Annotated in this window: 21 protein-coding genes and 1 riboswitch; of the genes, 13 read left to right on the top strand and 8 right to left on the bottom strand. The window is 71.3% G+C overall.

Annotated elements, in window-relative coordinates; all coding sequences use genetic code 11:
- The first annotated feature begins 542 nt into the window (after nt 1-542).
- The 5 genes from QM772_RS18180 to QM772_RS18160 all read left to right on the top strand — a co-directional run bounded on the left by QM772_RS18180 (nt 543) and on the right by QM772_RS18160 (nt 4949).
- Complete coding sequence (locus QM772_RS18180) at nt 543-1367, top strand: transglycosylase SLT domain-containing protein (RefSeq protein ID WP_415138993.1); 825 nt, start codon at nt 543-545, stop codon at nt 1365-1367.
- A gap of 53 nt (nt 1368-1420) precedes the next feature.
- Nucleotides 1421-1539, top strand: a riboswitch (ZMP/ZTP riboswitch).
- Nucleotides 1540-1571: 32 nt separating this feature from the next.
- Nucleotides 1572-2822: a serine hydroxymethyltransferase gene (gene glyA, locus QM772_RS18175; RefSeq protein WP_415138991.1), complete on the top strand. Its 1251-nt coding sequence runs from the start codon at nt 1572-1574 to the stop codon at nt 2820-2822.
- 73 nt (nt 2823-2895) lie between these two features.
- Complete coding sequence (nrdR, locus tag QM772_RS18170) at nt 2896-3345, top strand: transcriptional regulator NrdR (RefSeq protein ID WP_415138989.1); 450 nt, start codon at nt 2896-2898, stop codon at nt 3343-3345.
- Nucleotides 3346-3357: 12 nt separating this feature from the next.
- Entirely contained in the window at nt 3358-3999 is a 642-nt protein-coding gene (locus QM772_RS18165) for a hypothetical protein (RefSeq protein WP_415138987.1), read from the top strand.
- Between the two features lie 140 nt (nt 4000-4139).
- On the top strand, nt 4140-4949 hold the full coding sequence (locus QM772_RS18160; protein WP_415138985.1) for a class I SAM-dependent methyltransferase: 810 nt from the start codon (nt 4140-4142) through the stop codon (nt 4947-4949).
- Between the two features lie 11 nt (nt 4950-4960).
- Here the strand turns inward: QM772_RS18160 and QM772_RS18155 are convergent, their stop codons facing one another.
- From QM772_RS18155 to QM772_RS18135, 5 genes are all read right to left on the bottom strand, one after another.
- Entirely contained in the window at nt 4961-5287 is a 327-nt protein-coding gene (locus QM772_RS18155; RefSeq protein ID WP_415138983.1) for a hypothetical protein, read from the bottom strand.
- Nucleotides 5288-5396: 109 nt separating this feature from the next.
- Nucleotides 5397-6062, bottom strand: coding sequence for an alpha/beta hydrolase (locus tag QM772_RS18150; protein WP_415138981.1), 666 nt, complete (start codon nt 6060-6062; stop codon nt 5397-5399).
- A 3-nt stretch (nt 6063-6065) separates the two neighbouring features.
- The gene (locus tag QM772_RS18145) at nt 6066-8783 is read right to left on the bottom strand and encodes a DUF1631 family protein (protein WP_415138979.1); all 2718 of its coding nucleotides are present in this window, start codon (nt 8781-8783) and stop codon (nt 6066-6068) included.
- Nucleotides 8784-9036: 253 nt separating this feature from the next.
- Entirely contained in the window at nt 9037-9999 is a 963-nt protein-coding gene (locus tag QM772_RS18140; protein ID WP_415138977.1) for a succinylglutamate desuccinylase/aspartoacylase family protein, read from the bottom strand.
- A gap of 44 nt (nt 10000-10043) precedes the next feature.
- A protein-coding gene (locus QM772_RS18135; RefSeq protein WP_415136166.1) for an IS5 family transposase occupies nt 10044-10842 on the bottom strand; the annotation gives its coding sequence in 2 pieces (ribosomal slippage) (nt 10044-10577 and nt 10579-10842; 798 coding nt in all).
- Nucleotides 10843-10910: 68 nt separating this feature from the next.
- Here QM772_RS18135 and QM772_RS18130 point away from each other — a divergent pair.
- From QM772_RS18130 to QM772_RS18120, 3 genes are all read left to right on the top strand, one after another.
- Complete coding sequence (locus QM772_RS18130) at nt 10911-11918, top strand: LLM class flavin-dependent oxidoreductase (RefSeq protein WP_415138975.1); 1008 nt, start codon at nt 10911-10913, stop codon at nt 11916-11918.
- The gene (locus QM772_RS18125; RefSeq protein WP_415138973.1) at nt 11918-12163 is read left to right on the top strand and encodes a hypothetical protein; all 246 of its coding nucleotides are present in this window, start codon (nt 11918-11920) and stop codon (nt 12161-12163) included. The genes QM772_RS18130 and QM772_RS18125 overlap by 1 nt, the downstream gene beginning before the upstream one ends.
- Nucleotides 12164-12227: 64 nt before the next feature.
- A complete protein-coding gene (locus QM772_RS18120) occupies nt 12228-12854 on the top strand; it encodes a DUF938 domain-containing protein (protein WP_415139642.1) in 627 nt (208 codons plus the stop codon).
- Here the strand turns inward: QM772_RS18120 and QM772_RS18115 are convergent.
- Nucleotides 12851-13744, bottom strand: a complete 894-nt coding sequence (locus tag QM772_RS18115) for an MBL fold metallo-hydrolase (RefSeq protein WP_415138971.1) — start codon at nt 13742-13744, stop codon at nt 12851-12853. The genes QM772_RS18120 and QM772_RS18115 overlap by 4 nt on opposite strands.
- A gap of 98 nt (nt 13745-13842) precedes the next feature.
- On the opposite strand from QM772_RS18115, the gene gmk reads away from it, so the two are divergent.
- From gmk to QM772_RS18100, 3 genes are all read left to right on the top strand, one after another.
- On the top strand, nt 13843-14463 hold the full coding sequence (gmk, locus tag QM772_RS18110) for a guanylate kinase (RefSeq protein ID WP_415138969.1): 621 nt from the start codon (nt 13843-13845) through the stop codon (nt 14461-14463).
- A gap of 8 nt (nt 14464-14471) precedes the next feature.
- Nucleotides 14472-14672 (top strand): DNA-directed RNA polymerase subunit omega, encoded by a 201-nt coding sequence (gene rpoZ / locus QM772_RS18105; RefSeq protein WP_415138967.1) that lies wholly within the window; start codon nt 14472-14474, stop codon nt 14670-14672.
- Nucleotides 14673-14771: 99 nt separating this feature from the next.
- Nucleotides 14772-17012, top strand: a complete 2241-nt coding sequence (locus tag QM772_RS18100) for a RelA/SpoT family protein (protein ID WP_415138965.1) — start codon at nt 14772-14774, stop codon at nt 17010-17012.
- Nucleotides 17013-17089: 77 nt separating this feature from the next.
- Here QM772_RS18100 and greB read toward each other — a convergent pair whose 3' ends face one another.
- The gene (gene greB, locus QM772_RS18095) at nt 17090-17650 is read right to left on the bottom strand and encodes a transcription elongation factor GreB (RefSeq protein WP_415138963.1); all 561 of its coding nucleotides are present in this window, start codon (nt 17648-17650) and stop codon (nt 17090-17092) included.
- A 28-nt stretch (nt 17651-17678) separates the two neighbouring features.
- Here greB and QM772_RS18090 point away from each other — a divergent pair, with 28 nt between their 5' ends.
- Nucleotides 17679-19934, top strand: a complete 2256-nt coding sequence (locus tag QM772_RS18090) for an FUSC family protein (protein WP_415138961.1) — start codon at nt 17679-17681, stop codon at nt 19932-19934.
- 22 nt (nt 19935-19956) lie between these two features.
- A complete protein-coding gene (locus tag QM772_RS18085; RefSeq protein WP_415138959.1) occupies nt 19957-20511 on the top strand; it encodes an amidohydrolase family protein in 555 nt (184 codons plus the stop codon).
- 19 nt (nt 20512-20530) lie between these two features.
- Here the strand turns inward: QM772_RS18085 and QM772_RS18080 are convergent, their stop codons facing one another.
- A complete protein-coding gene (locus tag QM772_RS18080) occupies nt 20531-21376 on the bottom strand; it encodes an HpcH/HpaI aldolase/citrate lyase family protein (RefSeq protein WP_415138957.1) in 846 nt (281 codons plus the stop codon).
- Between the last annotated feature and the right edge of the window lie 3 nt (nt 21377-21379).

Here is a 21379-nt window from a genome sequence, read left to right as displayed (position 1 = left end):
CGATGGGCTGCCATGCCGCTGTATCGACTACAGCGAACCGGCCCCTGTCGACCAGGATGCCCGAGTAGCTCGGACAACTGCACTTTAGGCGCGCGCGGCGGCGGATGCCAGTCGCGAATTTCAATCCCGCGCCGGGCGCGGATTGCGGCCCTCAATCAACGCGGCCAGGCTCCCGCGCAGGGTGCGCCGGGCCTGGATCGCCTGCTCTCAAGGCCCAAGCAGCCCCGGAGGCGAACGATTTTCTTATATCCAAATTAGTTTTTGTACTCCAATCTTTAGTATTGACCGAGCATGAAGACGCCCCCTAGAATCCGCCGTTCCCGTGAAAAATACTGGGAAACCCTGATTCGCTGCCGACCCCGGCAAACCGCGTTGCGACTGGACGAAAGCGTCCGAGAAAAGTGGAGACAAGGCGCCCGAAGTCATCGGCGCCCCCCGACGCGGCACATGAACTGACATCAGGGCGCGTGACCTTCCGCCGCCAGCACCGCGACCCTCTCCCCGCTGGCCCCTGGACGCCCCGCGCCGTGACAAGGAGTGCTATGACAGCGCCTGCATGCATCGCCGCCGTGGGACGCGGCCTCAAGACCTTCGCCGGTGACGTGGCCGAGGGCTTCTTCGAAATCACCCACAACGGCCTCGCCCTGGTGGGCGTGGTGGTGGTGCTGGCGGCGGCCCTGCTGCTGGCCCGGCCCGACCTGCGCCAGCAGGGCGAAGACCGCCTCTCCGCCTGGCTGACGGCCCGCCAGGTGGCCGCGCTGGGCATCACGCCGGAGCTGGGCGCCATCGAACGCGCCACCGCCGCCAACCCCAAGGACCTGCCGCGCGAGCAGGCCAACGTCGCCCTGTGGATCGCCCGCAAATACCGCGTGGCGCCCGAGCCGGTGGCCGCGCTGGTGGCCGAAGCCTACGAGGTCGGCGCCGCCAACCGCATCGACCCCAAGCTGGTGCTGGCGGTCATGGCGATCGAGTCCAGCTTCAACCCGTTCGCGCAGAGCCCGGTGGGCGCGCAGGGGCTGATGCAGGTCATGACGCACATCCACGCTGACAAGTACGAGCTGTTCGGCGGCCACTACGCCGCCTTCGACCCCAAGACCAACCTGCGCGTGGGCGTGAAGGTGCTGGGCGAATACATCACGCGCGCCGGCTCGGTCGAGGCCGGCCTGAAGTGGTACGTGGGCGCGGCCAACCTGCCCAGCGACGGCGGCTACGCCGACAAGGTGCTGGCCGAGCACGCGCGCCTCGCCCAGGTCGCCCGCGGCAAGGCGATTCCCCTGAACGACAGTGCCCCGCTGCGCGCCACCGCGCCGGAGCCGGCCGCGCCTGCAGCGCCAACCACGCCGGTCAAGGTCGCCACGCTGTCCTGATCGCAGGGCGCGGCGCTCCAGCCGGAGCGCATTCACTTCCTTCGGATAAACTCGGCCGGTTGCGCGACTGGCGATAGGCACCCCTTCTTGCGGGCGCTGACGTGGGTTACCACTGGGAAGCGCACCGCCCGGCCACACGCCGGGCGTTCGGCCGTTCGCCTGGGCAGCCCCGACACCCGGGATCCACCTTACCCAAGGACTGCCATGTTCAATCGCACCACCCACACCATCGCCGGCACCGACGCTGAAGTCTGGGCCGCCATCCAGGCCGAGCACCAGCGCCAGGAAGACCACATCGAGCTGATCGCCAGCGAGAACTACGCCTCGCCCGCCGTGCTGGCCGCCGCCGGCACGCAGCTCACCAACAAGTACGCCGAGGGCTACCCCGGCCGCCGCTACTACGGCGGCTGCGAGCACGTGGACGTGGTCGAGCAGCTCGCCATCGACCGCGTCAAGCAGCTGTTCGGCGCCGAGGCCGCCAACGTGCAGCCGCACTGCGGCGCCAGCGCCAACGAGGCGGTGTTCCTGGCCTTCCTCAAGCCCGGCGACACCATCATGGGCATGAGCCTGGCCGAGGGCGGCCACCTGACGCACGGCATGCCGCTGAACATGTCGGGCAAGTGGTTCAACGTGGTCAGCTACGGCCTGAACGCGCAAGAAGCCATCGACTACGACGCGATGGAAAAGAAGGCGCACGAGACCAAGCCCAGGCTGATCGTGGCCGGTGCCAGCGCCTACAGCCTGGAGATCGACTGGGCGCGCTTCGCCAAGGTGGCCAAGGACGTGGGCGCCGTCTTCATGGTGGACATGGCCCACTACGCCGGCCTGATCGCCGGCGGCCACTACCCCAACCCGGTGCCGCACGCCGACGTGGTGACCAGCACCACGCACAAGAGCCTGCGCGGTCCGCGCGCCGGCTTCATCCTGATGAAGGCCGAGCACGAGAAGGCCATCAACAGCGCCGTGTTCCCCGGCCTGCAAGGCGGGCCGCTGATGCACGTCATCGCCGCCAAGGCGATCGCCTTCAAGGAAGCCCTGTCGCCCGATTTCAAGCAGTACGCCGCCCAGGTGAAGAAGAACGCCCAGGCGGTGGCCCAGACGCTGACCGAGCGCGGCCTGCGCATCGTCAGCGGCGGCACGCAGAGCCACGTGATGCTGGTGGACCTGCGCGCCAAGGGCATCACCGGCAAGGAAGCCGAGGCGGTGCTGGGCAGCGCCCACATGACGATCAACAAGAACGCCATCCCCAACGACCCCGAGAAGCCCATGGTGACCAGCGGCGTGCGCATCGGCACCCCCGCCATGACCACGCGCGGCTTCAAGGAGGACGAGGCGCGCGCCACCGCCCACCTGGTGGCCGACGTGCTGGACCAGCCGCGCGACGAGGCCAACCTGGCCGCCGTCCGCGCCAAGGTGGCCGAGCTGACCAGGAAGTTCCCCGTCTACGGCGGCTGAAATTCTATTGAATTGATAGCTGCCGGCGCTTGCCTGGCGGGCGCTGTAGGCCGATTTCGTTCATAATTCGCCGATGCACTGCCCGTTCTGCGCCCACGCCGACACCCAGGTGGTGGACACCCGGGTGTCCGACGATGGCGCCTTCGTGCGCCGGCGCCGCCAGTGCGGGCACTGCAACAAGCGCTTCACCACCTACGAGCGGCCGGACGTGAGCTTTCCCAGCGTGGTCAAGAAGGACGGCCGGCGCGTGCCCTGGGACCGCGCCAAGCTCCAGGCCTCGCTGCAGCTCGCGCTGCGCAAGCGCCCGGTCAGCACCGAGCAACAGGACGCCGCCATCGAGCGCATCGAGGAGAAGCTGCTGGCCGCCGGCGAGCGCGAAGTGCCCTCGCGCCGCCTGGGCGAGCTGGTGATGCGCGAACTCAAGAAGCTCGACAAGGTGGCCTACATCCGCTTCGCCAGCGTCTACCGCAGCTTCGAGGACATCGACGAGTTCCGCGCGCTGGTGGACGAAGTGCGGCGCTGAGCCAGCGCGGCCATGACGGCACGCAGACCGCCCGCCGCCCCCTGGCTCTGCGCCCTGGCCGGCGCGCTGGCCCTGCACCTCGCGGCCTTTCTGCTGCTGCGCGCACACGACCACCGCGCCGTCGACACGCCGCCGCGCACGGCATTGCGGGTAGCCGTGCGCGTGCTGCCACCCGCGCCACCCGCGCCTGCCGCCGCGCCGCCAGCACCGCCCGCGCCTTCCGCCGACGTTCCGCCTCGCGCGCGCAAAGCGCCGCCGACACCCCCCACGCCCACGCCGGCCGAGCCAGCGCAGGCGCCAGCCCCGCAGGCGCCGCAATGGCTCGACGCCACCCACGCCGACCGCGCGCCCGCGCCGCGTGACAACCACTGGCTGCTGGCCGACCGGCCATGGCCCGCCGCCTTCGAGCGGGTGCGGGTGCGCCTGTGGATCTCGGCCAGCGGCCGCATCGAACGCGTCGAGATCGAGGGCGAAGCCGCCGACGACCCGGCCGTGCGCGCGCTGTTCGCACCCTTCGCCGACACACCCATGCACCCGGCCATGGTCGGCCGCGTGGCGGTGCCGAGCACGATGCGCGTCGAGCTGTGGGACGGCGACGGCGAACCCGCGCCGGACTTCGTCGCGCCGCTGCGGGCCACCCCGCCGACCCCCTGACCGACGCGGATGCCGTGCCGCTCACGGACGGACGCCGGGGTCACGGCCGAAGCCGCCGCCGCGCGGCGTTGACAAGGCCCGCGCGCACAGCGCACCATGGCGGGCGATCACCCGCGCCCTCAGGCACGCTGGAGAACCCCATGGCTGAAAGCGACAAAGTATTCGCGGGCTCGATCCCGGGCCTCTACGACACGCTGATGGTGCCCCTGATCTTCCAGGTCTACGCGGATCACATGGCGCGGCTCGTGGCCGCCTTCGCGCCCGGCGCGGTGCTGGAAACGGCGGCCGGCAGCGGCGCCGTCACGCGCGCGCTGGCGCCCAGACTCGACGGCGAGGCGCGGTACGTGGCGAGCGACCTCAACCAGCCCATGCTCGACTACGCCGCCAGCCGGCAGGGGCCGGACAGCCGCATCGAATGGCGGCAGGCGGACGCGCTCGCCCTGCCCTTCGGCGACGCCTCGTTCGACGTCGTCTGCTGCCAGTTCGGCGCGATGTTCTTCCCCGACCGGGTGGCCGGCTACGCCGAAGCGCGGCGCGTGCTGAGGCCAGGCGGGCGCTTCGCCCTCAGCGTCTGGGACCGCATCGAGGAAAACGCCTTCGCCGACGACGTGACCAACGCCGTCGGCGCGCTGTTCCCCCACGACCCTCCGCGCTTTCTCGCCCGCACCCCGCACGGCTACCACGACGTGGGCCTGATCCGGGACGATCTGAACCGCGCGGGATTCGCGCAGGTGAAAATCGAGACGCGCGCCGAGGTCAGCCGCGCCCCGTCGGCGCGCGAGGCCGCCATCGCCTACTGCCAGGGCACGCCCTTGCGCAACGAGATCGAGGCGCGCGACGCCAGCCTGCTTCAGCTCGCCACGGACCGCGCCGCGCAAGCGATCGCCCGTCGCCACGGCGAAGGCCCGGTGGCGGGCAAGCTTCAGGCGCACGTCATCGTGGCGGCATGACGGCGAGCCGCTCAGCGGCGCTGCGCCTGCGCGCGCAGCGCCGCCTCGGTGGCGGCGTCGGCCGGGTAGAACAGCTCCACCGTCAGCTCGGCCAGCGTCACGTCGCGCGGCGAGCCGAAGCTGGCCTGGGCGGTGAACATCGACAGTTGGCCGCCCTGCCCGTCCGTCAGCACGCAGGCGATCAGCAGCGATTCGGAATAGCTCGGCCACAGCGGCGCGGCGGCGCGCAGGGCCGCCACGTTGGGATAGCCGGCCACCTCCTGCGCCAGCGCGGCAGGTGCGCGCGCACCCATTGGACGATCTGCGCCGGGCTGGTGGCCGGCTTGCAGGGTATTCATGACGCGGCAATTGGGATGCGGGCGGCCGATGCAAGCGCGGCGGCCAGGCTCCGATTGCTACCAAGATAATAGCTTCCCGCGCTTGCTGCGCGGACGCTGGCGGCCTATTTCATTCGGAAAGCACGAGGCGCAGCCAGGCTTGCAGGTCGCGCACTTCCTCCAGGCAGACCGAATGGCCCATCGGGTAGTCGCGCCATTCCACGGCGTAGCCGAGCGACCGGAGCACATCGCGCGAGGCAATGGCGCGCGCCGGCGCCACGATGTCGTCCTGGCTGCCGTGCGCGAGGAAGATGGGCGTGCGCTGGCTGGCGGCGCTGCGCTCGGCCGCGAGCGTGGCGGCCAGCGGCAGGTAGCCGCTCATGCCCAGGATGCCGGCCAGCCGCTCGGGATAGCGCAGGCCGGCGAGCAGCGCCACGGCGCAGCCCTGCGAGAAGCCTCCCAGAACGATGCGCCCGGCCGGCACGCCGCGCGCCGCCTCGCGCGCCAGCAGCGCGTCGATCGACGCCTGCGCGCGGCGCAGGCCGACTTCGTCTTCCTGATTCCGATCGGGGTGGATGTCGTACCAAGCCGGCATGACGTAGCCGCCGTTGATCGTCACCGGCAGCCGCGGCGCGTTGGGGAACACCCAGCGCACCGGGCCGGCCGGCGCCAGGTCGACCTCATGCACGAAGGGCGCGAAGTCGCTGGCGTCGGCGCCGAGGCCGTGCAGGACGATGACGGTGGCGCGCGGGCTGGCGCCGGTTTCGAATTCGAGGACGCTCGGATCGGCGGGCATGGTTCAGGCCAGGGCGACAGGCTTGGCGGCGAGCCTGGCGTCGGCCGCGGAAAGCGAACGCAGCGCCTTGTCGACCACGGCGCCGGCATCGACCAGGCGCAGGTAGCGCGCGCGGATCAGCTTCTCGCAGGTGCGGCGCGTCATGCTGTGCGGGCGGCCGCCCTGGCTGACGAACATGAACAGCGAGCCGTTGTCGCTGCTCCAGGTCAGCTGCGCGCGCCGCCACACGCCGCGCACGCGCAGGTCCACCCAGTCGCCGGTGCGCAGGCGGGCCAGCGTGGCGCGGGTGCGGGTCTCGATCTCGTCCTCGCTCTCGGCCACGCGGGCGCGCGGCATGGGCACGGCCTGAACGGCCGGCGCCGCATCGGCCGGCGCGGGCGACTCGGCGGCGGGCTCGGGCGGCTGGTCCAGCGGCACGAAGCCATTGGCGAGCGCCGGCTCCGGCGGCGCGGGGAAATCGACGGCCGGGACACTGGCGGGCGCCTCGTCCTGCCACGGCTCGGTCGGCGCGAAACCCGACTCGTCGTCATCGGCCGCGGTTGGCTGCGTGCTGGCGAACTCGTCGTCCAGCGCGCCCGATTCGGTGAGCGGCGCCGGGCCGGTCTCGACGTCGTCGAAGCCGGCGGCCGCCAGCTCGGCGCGGCCCAGCCAGGGCTGCTCGGCGGCGCGCGGCCTGGGCCGCTCCAGCGGCAGCGGGTCGGAGTCGAACGCCATCAGCTCCGACTCGGTCGGCAGGCGGCCGAAGCCGGACGCCTCGGCGTCGCGCGCGCTGCGCGTGCGGCGCAGGCGCAGCACCGGGTCGTGGTAGCGCATCAGCGCGTCGAAGAAGGACTGCGTCTCGGCCGGCTCCTTGCCCAGCATGTTCAGCCCGCGGCGCAGCGTGGAAACGACGCCGGGCACGACCTCGAACAGGCGCGCCGGCTGGCGCAGCGCCACCTGCGGCTTGACGCTCCACAGCAGGTCGGTCACCACCGCCAGGTAGCCGCCCGGATCGAGCTGGCTGCGCTCGGCGGTGAGCTGCGCATGGGCGATCACCAGCGACCAGTCCTGGAACAGGAAGTCGGCCACCTTGCCGGGCACGCCTTCGAGGTCGGAGCGCAGGCCGAATTCCCAGGCGATCTTGTCGGCCAGCTCCTGCCGCTCCTGCGCGAAGCGCATCGACTGCATGCCGGGCTCGACGGCCTGCTTGTCCTCCTCGTCCTGGGTCTGCCACTGCGCCTGCAGGCCCTGCATGCGGTCGGCGAAGTCCTGCTTGGCGGGCTGGGGCGCGGCGCTGAGCTCGCGCACCGCCTGGCGCACGGGCGCCATGAACGCCTCGAAGTCCTCGGCGAACTCGTCGTTGTACTTGAAGCTGCGCTGCGCCACCTCCTCGATCAGGCGGCGCGCCGGATGGCTGTCGTTGCCGAAGAAGCGCGGGTCGTCCATGGCCGCGCGCAGCAGCGCCGGCTCCAGCGCGACGAAGGCCTCGCGCACCGGCGCCAGCACGCGCTGGTCACCCGCGACCTGGCCCACCAGGGTGCGCACGGCGTCGAGCCCCAGCACCTGGCTGACCTTGCTGGCCTGGGTCTTCAGCTCCATCAGCGTGCGCGTGCGCGCCTGCGCCGAAGCCTGCTCGCCCCACTGCTGCGGCGGCAGCGGCGAATCGACCGCCACCGCGCGCGCCGGGCGGTCGACCACGCTGAGCGCGCGCTCGCGCGCCCGGGCGCGCGCCTCGGCCTTTTCGTTGTACGGGTCGGCCGGGGCCGCCGCGACCACGGCCGCCTGCGCGCGCGCGTCGTCGTAGTAGGCGGCGGGCAGGGGCTCGTCGTATTCCTCGATCCACTGCGGGCGGTAGAGGAAGTCGCGCATCAGCGCGTGCGGCACCGCGGGGCGCGCCTGCGCGAGCTGGCTCATCTTGGGGAACAGCGGGCGCGCCGTGCGCTCGCCCTCACCGCCGCCGCCGCCGCCTCCTCCTCCTCCTCCGCTGCCTCCGCTGCCTCCTCCTCCGCCTCCTCCGCTGCCGCTACCACCCGCTCCCCCGCCACCGCCACCCGCGGCCTCCGGCGCGGCGCTGGGCACCGGTCCGCCTTCGGTCAGCTTCAGGCGGTAGCGGGCCTCCTCCACACCCTGCGCCTCCAGCATGTCGGCCACGCCTTCATACAGGCGGTTCAGCTCGGCGGCAAAGGTCGAGGCGAAGTGGCGCACCCAGTGCGAACGCACCTCGGGCGCCTCGGGCACCTGCTCGACCACGCTCTGCAGCGCGTTGCACAGCACGTCGGGGCGCAGCGGGTTCAGCTCGGCACGCACCACCGGCAGGCCGAGGGCCGAACTCATGAGCGAATCGAGCCGCGCCAGCGCCTGCTCGACCACCGGCATCACGGCCTGCTGCAGGCGCGAGGCTTCCACGAAGCGCGAGACCTCGGCGTCGTCCACCAGGGCCAGGTCGTCCTCGCTGACTTCCACGGGCAGCCCCGCTTCGACGTGGGCAGCGTCCAGCGCGGACAGGAAAGCCTTGTCGAGCTGGGCCGGGAACGCCGTGTGCAATTGGCCCCGGTGCTTGAGCAGGCCCGCCAGCGCGTCGCTCAGCTGCAGGCGCAGCGCCACCGAGCCGGAACGCCGCTCGGCCTCTTCCAGCGAAGCGCGGGCAGCCTCGACGCAGCGGTCGATCATGGACGAGGCCGTGAAGACCGCCTCCTGCCGGGCGCGCTTGATCAAGGGGCTGTGGATGCTGACCGGTTGCATTGCGTTGGGGGATGCCGTGCGCCGCCCGGCCATGCAGGCCGGACATACACGGCAATATATCTCCTGCGCGCCCGCGCCCGCCTCGGTGGCGGGCAAAAAAGCCAACTTTGTGGTGTTTGCACGCTCGGCGGCCGAGGCTGTGGGGCCACGCCCGCGCGGCCTGCGGCCGACCAGTCCATAGCTCTTTTTTTGATAGCCAATGGCGCTTTACTGGCGGGCACTGGAGGCTGATTCGATGCAAAGAAACCCGCGCTCAGCCGGCGAGCGGCCGCGACAGGTACACCGCCTCGCGCCCGACGATGGGCTGGCGCGTGGGCATGAGCACGGTGCAGCCGTCGCAGGGCGCGCGGATCTCGCCAGCCTCGCCGTCGGTGGCGATCAGCTCGCCGCGGGCGAAGGTCTCGAAGCCGCGCAGCGGCCGCGCGAAGCGGAACGCGGGCGTGCGCACCATGCAGGTTTGCAGCAGCTCGAAGCGGCGCTGCGGGGCGGCGGGCGGCCGGGCGGGCGGCGGCAGCGGCTCGATCAGGCCGAAGTGCGCCAGGAAGTCCAGCGCCACCGCCGTCGCCGTGTCGGCGCTGGCGCGCAGGAAGTGCTGGCCGCACTCGGCCACCAGCGCCACGCCGGCGGCGCCGTCGGCCTGGCCGTGGCGGCCGTGCTGGATCAGCGGCGTGCCGCTGCCCAGGCCCTGCGGCATCACCAGGTGCACCGCGACGTGGCCCCGCGCGCCGATGGCCAGCGCCGCGCGCGCGTTGCGCTCGAAGCCGGGATACACCCAGAACGGCTGCACCGCCTGGCTGGTGGAGTGGATGTCGAGGATGTGGTCGGCCGCGGCCACCACCGGGCGCAGCTCGCGCGCGCGGCGCAGCTCGGGGCTGTGCTCGGGGCCGTCCAGCCATTCGTCGGACCAGATGCGGTTGAGGTTGTGCACCAGCTGGCGGTTGGCGAACGGCTCGTCGGCGCGGAAGGCTTCATACGCCTCGACGTGGGCGAAGCTCACCGTCAGCGTGCCGATCTTCGGCCGCACGCCGCTGTCCAGCAGGTGCGTGGCGGCGACCATGCCGCAGATCTCGTTGCCGTGCGTCAGCGCGTTGATCAGCACGTGCGGGCCGGGCCGGCCGCTGCCTATGCGATGCACGTAGGGAATGCCGGTGTTGCCGGCGCGGTAGGCCGAGAGGTCGCGCGGCAGCACTTCGAGGGCGGGGGGCGCAAGGTCCATGGGTAGAAGCGAATTGCAGGAGGCTCGCCAATCTTAGAGCGTGTTTACGATCTCCTGAGTAGCAGAGCCAGAAACGCCAAGTGGACGAACTGCAAGCTGGTATTGAGCCATCGCTCACAGTTCTTCCATAGCCTGCGGTTTTTCTCCAACCACGCAAAGCTGCGCTCAACCACCCAGCGCTGGGGCATGACCTTGAAAGTGTGCAGCTCGCTTCGCTTGGCAATCTGCACCGTCACATGCTCACCCAGGATGTCCTTGACGCCTTGGGCGAAGGGAGCTCCTGTGTAGCCGCTGTCCGTCAGCACACTTTGCACCCGCCCCAGCGACTGCTTGCAGCGCTTGAATGCCGCAAGCGCTCCTTTGCGATCCGTCACTTCGGCTGTGGTTACCGCCACGGCATGGGGCAGGCCCTGGGTGTCCACCGCGATGTGTCGCTTGATACCCGAGACTTTCTTGCCTGCGTCGTAGCCTTTGAAGCCCGCTGTGTCAGCGTTCTTGACGCTCTGCGCGTCCACGATCAAGAACGCGCTGCAGGCGTTGCGCCCCAGTTTCTCTCGGGCCGCGCCAACCTGATTTTTTTAAAGCCTGCTCCAGCACGCTCACTCCGTGCTGGTCAGGCTCGCTCCACTTGCGCCAGTACGCATAGACGTTGTGCCACTTGGGGAACTGCGGTGGCAGATAGCGCCACTGGCAACCCGTGCGCAGCAGGTACAGCACTGCACAGAACACCTCGTACAGATCGAGCTTGATCGGTTTGGTGCTGCGCCGAACGCTGCGCAGCAGCGGCTCTATCTCGGCAAACTTCTCTCGACTTATGTCGCTTGGGTACGGCTTTCTCTTCACCCAAGGATTGTCGGGGATGAGATCGTAAACACGCTCTTAGCCACCGGACCCGGCGCAGAATAGCCGGCATGACCAAAGCCTTGAACGACATTGCCTTCTCCATGCTCGACCTGGTGCCCGTGCGCGAGGGCGCCACGGTGGCCGACGCGCTGGCCGTGTCGCTGCGGACCGCGCGCCACGCGGAGCGGCTGGGCTTCACGCGCTACTGGCTGGCCGAGCACCACAACATGGCGGGCATCGCCTCGTCGGCCACGGCGGTGCTGGTGGGGCACATCGCCGGCGGCACCGAGCGCATCCGCGTCGGCTCGGGCGGCGTGATGCTGCCCAACCACCCGCCGCTGACCGTGGCCGAGAGCTTCGGCACGCTGGCCGAGCTGTACCCCGGCCGCATCGACCTGGGCCTGGGCCGCGCGCCCGGCACCGACCCGATGACCATGCGCGCGCTGCGCCGCGACCGCGTGGAGACGGTGGAAGACTTCCCGCGGGAGGTCGCCGAGCTGCAGCACCTGCTGGACGAGCCCCGCCCCGGCCAGAAGCTGATCGCCAACCCCGGCGCCGGCACGCGCGTGCCGATCTGGCTGCTGGGCTCCAGCCTGTTCTCGGCCCAGCTGGCGGCCGAGCGCGGGCTGCCCTACGCCTTCGCCTCGCACTTCGCGCCGGCGATGCTGATGGAGGCGATCGAGGTCTACCGGCGCGCCTTCAAGCCCTCGGCCCAGTGCGCCCAACCCTACCTGGTGATCGGCGTGCCGCTGGTGGCCGCGCCCACCGACGCCGAGGCGACGTACCTGGCCAGCAGCATCTTCCAGCGCGTGCTGGGCATCCTGCGCGGCGCGCGCGGCAAGCTGCCGCCGCCGCAGGAACACTATCTCGACCACCTGAGCCCGCAGGAGCGCCTGGGCATCGCCGACTTCCTGGCCTGCGCGGTGATCGGCGGGCCCGACAAGGTGCGCGCCGGCCTGCAGACGCTGGCGCGCGAGACCGGCTGCGACGAAATGATGTTCACCTGCGACGTCTACGACCCGGCGCTGCGCCTGCGCTCGCTCGACATCGCCACGCAGGTGCGGGGCGGCGCATGATGCGCGCGGCAGCAGTGGCGGCGCTGCTGCTGGCGCTGGCGGGGCTGCAGGGCTGCGCCGTCGCCACCGGCGCCGTGGGCGCGGCGGTCAGCGTCGGCGGCGCGGTGGTGGCGACCGGCGTCACGCTGACGGGCAAGGCGATCGGCGCCGGCATCGACGCGCTGTCCGCCCCCGACGAGCCGCCCGACCACAGCGGCATCGTGATCCGCGAGCGCATCCGGCCCGCGCCGCAGGACAAACCTTGATGCTCTACTATTAATAGCTGCCAACGCACGTCCAGCAAGCGCTGGAGGCCGATTTTTCTTAAATATTCAGTTCGTGTCCCTGCCCCACAGCCCTGCCGCCGAACGCAACCGCGCGCCCATCCTGGCGCGCCTGCACGCGCTGCTGCCGCCCAGCGGCCAGGCGCTGGAGATCGCCAGCGGCACCGGCCAGCACGCGGCGCACTTCACGGCCGCGCTGCCGGGCTGGCGCTGGCAGCCGACCGACTTGGGCGACGCGCTGTTCGACGCCATCGCCGGCTGGTCCCGCGAAACCGGCGCGCGCAACGTCTTGCCGCCGCGCCGGCTGGACGTGCGCGATGCCCGCTGGCCTTCCGACGACGGGCCGCGCTTCGGCGCGCCGTTCGATCTGGTGTTCGCCGCCAACCTGCTGCACATCAGCCCCTGGGAGAGCTGCGCGGGCCTGATGCAGGGCGCCGCGCGCCACCTGTCGCCCGGCGGCCTGCTGGTGACCTACGGTCCCTATCTGGAAGACGACGTGCCCACCGCCCCCAGCAACCTCGCCTTCGACGCCGACCTGCGCGCCCGCGACCCCGCCTGGGGCCTGCGCCGCCTGGCCGACGTGGCGCACGAGGCCGCTCGCGCGGGCCTGGCGCTGCGCGGGCGGCACGCGATGCCAGCCAACAACCTGCTGCTGGTGTTCGGCCGCGTCTAGGCCAAGGCCCAGGCGCCGTCGTCCTGCTGGCGCACGACGCCCTGCCCCGCCAGCAGTTCCAGGTGCTGCGTGATGCTGCGGCGCTCGGCGGCCTCGACGTAGGGCAGCTCGAAGCCCGGCGGGTACAGCATGCGGCGCTGGACCAGCTCATCCAGCGTGTGCGGCCGCTCGCGCAGGTAGCCCAGCAGCTTGTCGCTGCGCGCCTCGATCCTGCCGGTGAACTGCGTCAGCGCCTTCAGGAAGTCCGCGCGGTCGGTGAGCACGCCGCGGTGGTGCGAGGTGACCCACACGCGGGCGTCGATCTCCTTCACCCGCGCCAAGCTGCGCTGGAAGTCGGCCAGGCTGGAGGTGGCGTCGCCGTAGTACGGCCCGAAGCCGGTCAGGTCGATGTCGCCGATGAAGGCCACGCCCTCGCTCTCCACCACCAGCGCGCTGTGGCCGGCCGTGTGGCCCGGCAGGTGGTGCGCGCGCACGCGCACGCCGCCGCCCAGGTCCCACACGGCGCCGTCGGCATAGCCGGTGGCGTCGGGGCGCGGCGCGTAGTCGAAGTCGCGCACGATCATCTCGCGCACCGCCGCCAGCACCGGCGGCGCGTAGCCGTAGTGGCGCGCCAGCCCGTCCCAGGACCGGGCGGCGGCCAGGTCGGCCTCGTGCACCTGCACGCGCGCCTGCGGCAGGCGGCCCAGCGCCACCATGTGGTCCTCGTGCACGTGGCCGAGGATGACCAGGTCCACGCCGTCCAGGTCGGCGCCGATGTACCGCGCCGACAGCGGCGTGTCGAAGGCCACGCGCAGGTCGGCGCCCTGCACGATGACCTGATTGCCATCGGGGTACTTGCCGGACTTGTCGCCCAGGTAGACGCGGACGGGGCTGAAGCGAAGGTGCTCCATCGGTGAGTGCTTCTCGCGTGGGTTGATGGGCTCATTCTCGCAGCAGGCGCCCGATAAAATCGCCGCCTGTACTCCGATATGCATAGCACCCCGCCCCCATGGACTACCCCGGAAACCTGTTCGTCGTCGCCGCGCCCAGCGGCGCCGGCAAGTCGAGCCTGGTGAAGGCGCTGATGGAGGTGGACGCAGGCGTGCGGCCCTCCGTATCGCACACCACGCGCGCGCCGCGCGGGCAGGAACTGCACGGGCGCGAATACCTCTTCATCGGCGACGAGGCGTTCGACGCCATGGTCGCCGCCGGGGACTTCCTGGAATGGGCGCAGGTGCACGGCCACCGCTACGGCACCTCGCGCCAGGCCATAGAGGCGCGCACCGCCGCCGGCGGCGACGTGGTGCTGGAGATCGACTGGCAGGGCGCGCTGCAGATCCGCCGGCGCTTCGCCAACGCCGTGCTGGTCTTCGTGCTGCCGCCCAGCTGGGAAGAGCTGCGCTCACGCCTGACGCGCCGGGGCGAGGACAGCAGCGACACCATCGAGCTGCGCCTGGCCAACGCGCGCGAGGAACTGGCCCAGGCCAGGCATTTCGACTACGTTATAATCAACGAGGTTTTCGAGCGCGCACTTTTCGACCTCAAGGCCATCGTGCACGCCCAGCGCTTGAAGTATTCCGCCCAGGTTCGCGCCCGCGCCGACACCTTCCGCGCCCTCAACATCATCTGACCTCCGCCATGGCCCGCATCACCGTCGAAGACTGCCTCGAAAAAATCCCCAACCGCTTCCAGCTGGTGCTCGCCGCCACCTACCGCGCCCGCATGCTGAACCAGGGCCACACCCCGAAGATCGAAACGCGCAACAAGGCCGGCGTCACCGCCCTGCGCGAGATCGCCGACGGCAAGGTCGGGCTGGAAATGCTCAAGAAAGTGCCCTGACGCGGTTCCCGTCGCATTCAGGCCACCACGCAGGCGCCCCGAGGGGCGCCTTTTTGTTGCGTTTGCACAAAATTTCAGGGGCGAGGTTAAATTCGGGGGATGACCTCGGTGACCCCCGCCGTCGAGCTTCCCGCGGCTGCCGCCAACGCGGCAGCGGCCAGCTTTGCCGCGCTCGAGGCCCGACTGGACTACCTGGAGCCGGCCGACACCGAACTGGTGCGCAAGGCCTACCGCTTCGCCGACAGCGCCCACCTGGGTCAGCTGCGCAGCAGCGGCGAGCCCTACATCACCCACCCCATCGCCGTGGCCGCCCAGTGCGCCGAGTGGAAGCTGGACGCCCACGCGCTGATGGCCGCCCTGCTGCACGACACGCTGGAGGACTGCGGCGTCAGCAAGGCCGACCTGCTGGAGCAGTTCGGCCCGCAGGTGGCCGAGCTGGTGGACGGTCTCACCAAGCTGGACAAACTCCAGTTCAATACGCGCGAGGAGAACCAGGCCGAATCCTTCCGCAAGATGCTGCTGGCGATGGCGCGCGACGTGCGCGTGATCCTCATCAAGCTGGCCGACCGCACCCACAACATGCGCACCATGGGCGACATGCCGCGCAGCAAGTGGGGCCGCATCAGCACCGAGACGCTGGAGATCTACGCCCCCATCGCGCACCGCCTGGGCCTGAACCAGACCTACCGCGAATTGCAGGACCTGGCCTTCCGCCACTTGAAGCCGTGGCGCTACGCCGTGCTGGCCAAGGCGGTGAACCGCGCGCGCCAGCGCCGGCGCGACCTGATCCAGAAAGTGCAGCAGGAGGTGCAGAACACGCTGGCCGACGCGGGCCTGGCGGCGCGCATCATCGGGCGCGAGAAGACGCTCTACTCCATCTACCGCAAGATGGACGACAAGCGCCTTTCGTTCGCCCAGGTGAGCGACCTGTACGGCGTGCGCGTGGTGCTGCCCAACACCATCAGCTGCTACACCGCGCTGGGCCTGCTGCACCAGCTCTACAAGCCGGTGCCGGGGCGCTTCAAGGACTACATCGCCATCCCCAAGATCAACGGCTACCAGTCGCTGCACACCACGCTGGTGGGGCCGGCCAGCGTCAACATCGAGTTCCAGGTCCGCACCGAGGCGATGGACCTGGTGGCCGAGGCCGGCGTGGCCGCGCACTGGCTCTACAAGGTCAACAAGGCCGACGGCGCCGACAGCGCGGAACTGGGCACGCAGTGGCTGCAGTCGCTGCTCGACATCCAGCACGAGACGCGCGACGCGGCCGAGTTCTGGGAACACATCCGCGTCGACCTGGCGCCAGACGCCGTCTACGTCTTCACGCCCAAGGGCCAGATCATGGCGCTGCCACAGGGCGCCACCACGGTGGACTACGCCTACGCCATCCACAGCAACGTGGGCGACCACACCGTGGCCGCCAAGGTCAACGGCGAGCAGGTGCCGCTGCGCACCGAGCTGCACAACGGCGACGTGATCGAGATCATCACCGCCCCCGTCTCCAGCCCCAACCCGGCGTGGCTGGGCTTCGTGCGCACGGGGCGCGCGCGCTCCAAGATCCGCCACCACCTGAAGAACCTGGCGCAGGACGAATCGCGCGAGCTGGGCGAGAAGCTGCTGGCGCAGGCGCTGCGCGCCGAGGGCCTCGGCCAGCCGCCCGGCCAGGAGCCGGCCGACCGCCCGATCTGGGACAAGCTGGTGCGCTTCACCGGCAACCGCAACCGCGACGAGATGCTGGCCGACATCGGCCTGGGCAAGCGCAGCGCCAGCATGGTGGCCAAGCGCCTGGTCACGCTGTTGGCGGCGCGGGGCGTCAAGCCCGACGCGCTGCTGCTCACGCGCGAGCGCTACACCGCGCACGAGAACCTGTCGCAGGGCGCCGTCATCCTGGACGGCGCCGACAACGTCTCCATCAAGTACGCCACCTGCTGCCGCCCCGTCCCTGGCGACAACGTGGTCGGCTACCTGGGCCGCGGCGAGGGCCTGGTGGTGCACGTGGACGAGTGCGCGGTGGCACGCCGCCTGCAGCACAAGGACGCCGAGCGCTTCATCACCGTGGCCTGGGCCGACGAGCCGGTGCGGGCGTTCGAGTCCGGCGTCGTCGTCACCGTGGTCAACGGCAAGGGCGTGCTGGCGCGCGTGGCCTCCGCCATCGCCGCCGCCGAGGCCGACATCGTGCACCTGGGCATGACGGAGGAAACCGCGCAGGAGGCGCTGGACCTGCGCCTGGTCGTCACCGTGCGCGACCGCGCCCACCTCGACACCGTGCTGCGCGCCCTGCGCCGCACACAGTCGGTGCTGCGCGCCACGCGCATCATGTCGGCGGCCAGCGGCCATTAGAGCCGCGCGGTTTTACAAGACTTTTCGGCCTCCAGCGCCCGTCCGGCAAGCGCGGGCAGCTATCTTATCAATAGCAATCAACTTGCATCCGGTGCCGGGTACTCGACATCGACCACCTCGATCTCGCGCACGCCCGCCGGTGTTGGCAGTTGCAGCACGTCGCCCACGCGGGCGCGCAGCAGCGTGCGGGCGATCGGGCTGACCCAGCTCACCTCGCCCGCCGCGCTCTCGGCCTCGTCGATGCCCTTGATGGTGACGGTGCGCTCGGCGCCTTCATCGTCCGCGTAGGTCACCGTGGCGCCGAAGAACACCTGCTCGCCGCCGTGGTGCGCGCTGGGGTCCGTCACCTCGGCGATCTCCAGCCGCTTGGTCAGGAAGCGGATGCGCCGGTCGATCTCGCGCAGGCGCTTCTTGCCGTACAGGTAGTCGCCGTTCTCCGACCGGTCGCCGTTCTTGGCCGCCCAGTGCACCGCCTCCACCACCTTCGGCCGCTCGTCGTCGATCAGCCCCAGCAGCTCGCCGCGCAGCCGCGCGTAGCCCTGCGGCGTGATGTAGTTGCGCCCGCCGGGCGGCAGCGGCGGCAGGGCCAGGTCGTCATCGTCGTCGCCGTCCGACTCGCGTGTGAACGCCTTGTTCATGGCGGCGGATGATAGACAATCTCGCCGCATGAACGCCCCGGCCCCGCCCCGCTGGTGGAGCGGCGCACGCCGCCGGCAGGCGCTGCGCACGCTGCTGAGCGCCCAGGTGCTCAACGGCGCCTCGGTGGCGTTCGGCATGTTCCTGGTCACCGCGCTGGTGCACGCGGCGCTCGGCGCCGAAGCGGCGGCCAACGCCACGGTCGGCGTCATCACCGCGCTGGTGACCGACGGCGTGCGGGCGCGCCGGGGCAAGTTCGCGCAGATGGTGGCGGCGCCGCTGCTCGGCATACCGCTGTTCCTGGCCGTGCAGCTGCTGCGCCACCACCCGGTGGAGCTGGGCCTGCTGCTGGTGCCCGCCACCTTCGTCGCCTTCCTGGGCATGGCCTGGGGCAAGCGCGGCATGCCGGTGGCCGTGGGCGTGATGCTGGCCATGCTGTTCGCCCTGTCGCCGCCGCCGCCCGGCAGCCTGCACGAGGCCCTCATGCGCACGCTGTACTGCGCGCTCGGCGCCGTGCTGTACATCGTGTACGCGGTGCTGGCCAACCTGGCGCTCAACGGACGCTACCGCGCGCAGCTCATGGCCGACCTGCTGCTGTCCGTGGCCGCCCTGCTGCGCACCCATGCCGGCCGCATCGCCCAGGCGGCCGCGTCCGACACCGACGACGTCGGCGCCAGCCAGCTGGGCGAGCTGCTCCAACGCCAGGCCGCCCTGGCCGACCAGCTGCAAGCCACGCGCGACGTGGTGCTGGAATCTCCCCGCACGCCGCGCCGCCAGCGCCTGGCCGGCATGCTGATCGTGGTGCTGGAGATGCGCGACCACCTGATCGCCAGCGAACTCGACCTGGGCCGCGCCGGCCCGGCCCGCGCCGCCGTGCTGGACCAGTTGGCCGGCATCTACCGCGCCATGGCGCGCGACGTAGAGCAGGTGGCCGACGCCCTGCTGCTGGAGCGCCGCCCGCCGCCCGCGCCGGACCACGGCGCCGGCCTGGCCGCCCTGCGGCACCAGGCCGAGACCGAGGCGCAGGACGCCCCGCACGACGCCCACGCACACGCCCTGGCCGCGCTGCTGCGCAGCATCAGCTTCCACGTCGGCCAGCAGGACGCCGCCGTGCGCCGGCTCACCGCCCTGGCGCGCGGCGACGCCGCGCCCGACCTGGCGGCGGTGCGCACCAGCTGGCAGCTGTTCGTCAGCCCGGCCTACTGGTCCTGGCAGCCGCTGCTGACCGTGTGGCACTGGCGGCAGCCGGCGCTGCGCCACGCCCTGCGCGCCGCGCTGGCCGTGGGCACCGGCTACCTCATCGCCATGCTGCTGCCCTGGGGATCGCACGACTACTGGATCCTGATCACCATCGTGGTGGTGCTGCGCGGCAACCTGGCGCAGACGCTGGAGCGGCTCAACGACCGCGTGGCCGGCACCCTGGTGGGCAGCCTGCTGGCCACCGGCCTGCTGGCGCTGCATCCGCCGGCGCTGGTGCTGCTGCTGGTGGTCACCATCGGGCAGGGCGTGGCGCACGCCTTCGCCGTGCGGCACTACATGACCACGGCGGTGGCCGCGTCGGTCATGGGGCTGGTGCAGGCGCATCTGCTCTACGCCACCGGCAACCCCACCTTCGCGCTGGTCGAGCGCGTGGGCGACACGCTGCTGGGCGCCGGGATCGCCTGGGCCTTCTGCTACGTGCTGCCTTCGTGGGAGCGCCACCAGCTCGCCGACCTGGTACGCCGCGTCTGCCTCGCGCTGGCGCTGCACGCGCGCCACTCGCTGGCCATCGGCACGCTGGGCGACATCGCGGCACAGCCCGAACTGGCCTGGCGCCTGGCGCGGCGCGAAGCCTACGACGCCCTCTCAGCCCTGGTGCAGGCCGCCGGCCGCGCCCTGGCCGAGCCGCGCGCCGTGCGCCCGCCGCTGGCGCCGCTGGAGTTGCTGCAAGGCCACGGCTACCAATTGCTGGGCCAGCTCAGCGCCGTGCAGTCGCTGCTGCTGCTGCGGCGCGAGCACCTGCAACCTGGCGACATCGCCGAGCCCGTGCACGATGCGGCGGCGCGCATCGAAGCCACGCTGGACCTCGACCACGCCGGCACGGGCAACCCCGTTGCCACGGCCGCAGAAGGCATCGAAGCCGACCTACCGGCGATGGCCGAAGCGCTGCCCGATCCCTTTCTGCCCGACGCCGCGCCCTGGCTGCTGCGCCGCCTGCGGCTGGCCGAGGGCCTGGCGAACGACGTGCGCCAGGACGCGCAGCGGGTGCTGGCGGACCTGGCCGCGCCGCCCGCCGAAGGGCCGTGAACCGCCGCACCGTAGACCCGCCATGCCACGAGAAAACGAGCCGCGCGAAACCATCCTCGAGCCCGAGCTGCCCATCGTCGACGCCCACCATCACCTGTGGGACCTGCGCGCCCTCATGGCCGCCCTGCCGCCGGGCGCGCCGCCGCACGTACTGCACCAGGCCCTGGAACGCTCCCCGCTCTACCTGCTGGACCAGTTCGCCGCCGACACCGGCAGCGGCCACAACGTCGTCGCCACCGTCTTCATGGAGTGCGGCGCCATGTACCGCGCCCGCGGACCGGAGGACATGCGCGTGGTGGGCGAGGTCGAGTTCGCGGGCGGCATCGCCGCGATGGCCGCCAGCGGCACCGCGTCGTCGCAGGCGCTGGCCGACGAGTGGCGTCCCGTCGAGACTTGCATCGAAGCCTTCGGCGCGCGGCGCGCCATGTTCGAGAGCAGCTTCCCGGTGGACAAAACCGGCTGCAGCTACGCCACGCTGTGGAACGCGTTCAAACGCCTCGCCTCGGGCGCCTCGCAGGCAGAAAAGGCAGTATTGTTCGCCGGCACCGCCGCCGAGTTCTACTGCCTGGCGCTTTGAAGACCTCGGAGGACTCTGCTTACCCGGGCAGCGTCGCCCGCACCGCCTCCGCCGCGCGGATCACGGGAAGATCGACCATGCGGCCGTCGAGGCTGAACACCTCGCCGCCGCGCTTGACGGCTTCTTCCAGCACCCGCAGCGCCCACGCCTGCTCGGCCTCGGAGTAGCCCAGCGCCGCGTTCGCCCCGGCCACCTGCGCGGGATGGATGCACAGCTTGCCGCCAAAGCCGAAGGCGCGGGCCCGCCGGGCGTCGGCCGCCAGCCGTTCGGCGCTGCCGGTATCGGTGGTCACGCCGTCGATGGGCGCGGGCAGACTGGCCCGGCGCGACGCGGCGACCAGCGCATTGCGCGCGAAGGCGAGTTCGGGCTCCTCCACGGAAGCGCGCATGCCCAAGTCGAGCTGGAAGTCGAGGTGGCCGAAGGCCACGCGCGCCACCTGCGGCTCACGCGCCAGCGCATCGACCGCATCCAGCCCGGCCAGCGATTCGACCAGGACCACGATCTGCGCGCCTTCGCCCAGCGTCTGCGCCACGGTGCGCAGCGCGGCCGGATCCTCGGATTTGGGCAACATCACGGCCACGCCCTGCGTCACCCAATCACGCAGCAGCGCGAGGTCGGCGGCGTGCCAAGGCATGCCGACGGCGTTGATGCGCACCACGGTGCGCGCCAGCTGCGCGGCGGTGAGCTGCGGCAGGTGCTGCGCGAGCTGTGCGCGCGCGCCGTCCTTGCTGCCCTCGGCCACGGCATCCTCGAGGTCGATGATGATGCAGTCGGCGCCCGAATCGAGCGCCTTGGCGAAGCGCTCGGGCTTGGTGGCGGGCACGAACAGCAGGCTGCGCGCGTGGTGTACGGAAGATGCGGTCATGGT

The organism is Ottowia sp. (assembly GCF_047601385.1).
Lineage (GTDB): Bacteria > Pseudomonadota > Gammaproteobacteria > Burkholderiales > Burkholderiaceae_C > Ottowia.
The sequence above is the reverse complement of the archived record's forward strand: the minus strand, read 5'-3'. Positions and strand labels throughout refer to the sequence as shown.

Excerpts from the sequence above, each read along its gene's own strand:
- QM772_RS18145 (WP_415138979.1), bottom strand. The coding sequence starts at position 8,783 with ATGCAACCGGTCAGCATCCACAGCCCCTTGATCAAGCGCGCCCGGCAG.
- QM772_RS18140 (WP_415138977.1), bottom strand. The coding sequence starts at position 9,999 with ATGGACCTTGCGCCCCCCGCCCTCGAAGTGCTGCCGCGCGACCTCTCG.
- QM772_RS18090 (WP_415138961.1), top strand. The coding sequence starts at position 17,679 with ATGAACGCCCCGGCCCCGCCCCGCTGGTGGAGCGGCGCACGCCGCCGG.
- QM772_RS18130 (WP_415138975.1), top strand. The coding sequence starts at position 10,911 with ATGACCAAAGCCTTGAACGACATTGCCTTCTCCATGCTCGACCTGGTG.
- QM772_RS18180 (WP_415138993.1), top strand. The coding sequence starts at position 543 with ATGACAGCGCCTGCATGCATCGCCGCCGTGGGACGCGGCCTCAAGACC.
- QM772_RS18155 (WP_415138983.1), bottom strand. The coding sequence starts at position 5,287 with ATGAATACCCTGCAAGCCGGCCACCAGCCCGGCGCAGATCGTCCAATG.
- rpoZ (WP_415138967.1), top strand. The coding sequence starts at position 14,472 with ATGGCCCGCATCACCGTCGAAGACTGCCTCGAAAAAATCCCCAACCGC.
- greB (WP_415138963.1), bottom strand. The coding sequence starts at position 17,650 with ATGAACAAGGCGTTCACACGCGAGTCGGACGGCGACGACGATGACGAC.
- QM772_RS18100 (WP_415138965.1), top strand. The coding sequence starts at position 14,772 with ATGACCTCGGTGACCCCCGCCGTCGAGCTTCCCGCGGCTGCCGCCAAC.
- QM772_RS18125 (WP_415138973.1), top strand. The coding sequence starts at position 11,918 with ATGCGCGCGGCAGCAGTGGCGGCGCTGCTGCTGGCGCTGGCGGGGCTG.
- gmk (WP_415138969.1), top strand. The coding sequence starts at position 13,843 with ATGGACTACCCCGGAAACCTGTTCGTCGTCGCCGCGCCCAGCGGCGCC.
- QM772_RS18085 (WP_415138959.1), top strand. The coding sequence starts at position 19,957 with ATGCCACGAGAAAACGAGCCGCGCGAAACCATCCTCGAGCCCGAGCTG.
- QM772_RS18080 (WP_415138957.1), bottom strand. The coding sequence starts at position 21,376 with ATGACCGCATCTTCCGTACACCACGCGCGCAGCCTGCTGTTCGTGCCC.
- QM772_RS18165 (WP_415138987.1), top strand. The coding sequence starts at position 3,358 with ATGACGGCACGCAGACCGCCCGCCGCCCCCTGGCTCTGCGCCCTGGCC.
- QM772_RS18160 (WP_415138985.1), top strand. The coding sequence starts at position 4,140 with ATGGCTGAAAGCGACAAAGTATTCGCGGGCTCGATCCCGGGCCTCTAC.
- glyA (WP_415138991.1), top strand. The coding sequence starts at position 1,572 with ATGTTCAATCGCACCACCCACACCATCGCCGGCACCGACGCTGAAGTC.
- QM772_RS18150 (WP_415138981.1), bottom strand. The coding sequence starts at position 6,062 with ATGCCCGCCGATCCGAGCGTCCTCGAATTCGAAACCGGCGCCAGCCCG.
- nrdR (WP_415138989.1), top strand. The coding sequence starts at position 2,896 with ATGCACTGCCCGTTCTGCGCCCACGCCGACACCCAGGTGGTGGACACC.
- QM772_RS18115 (WP_415138971.1), bottom strand. The coding sequence starts at position 13,744 with ATGGAGCACCTTCGCTTCAGCCCCGTCCGCGTCTACCTGGGCGACAAG.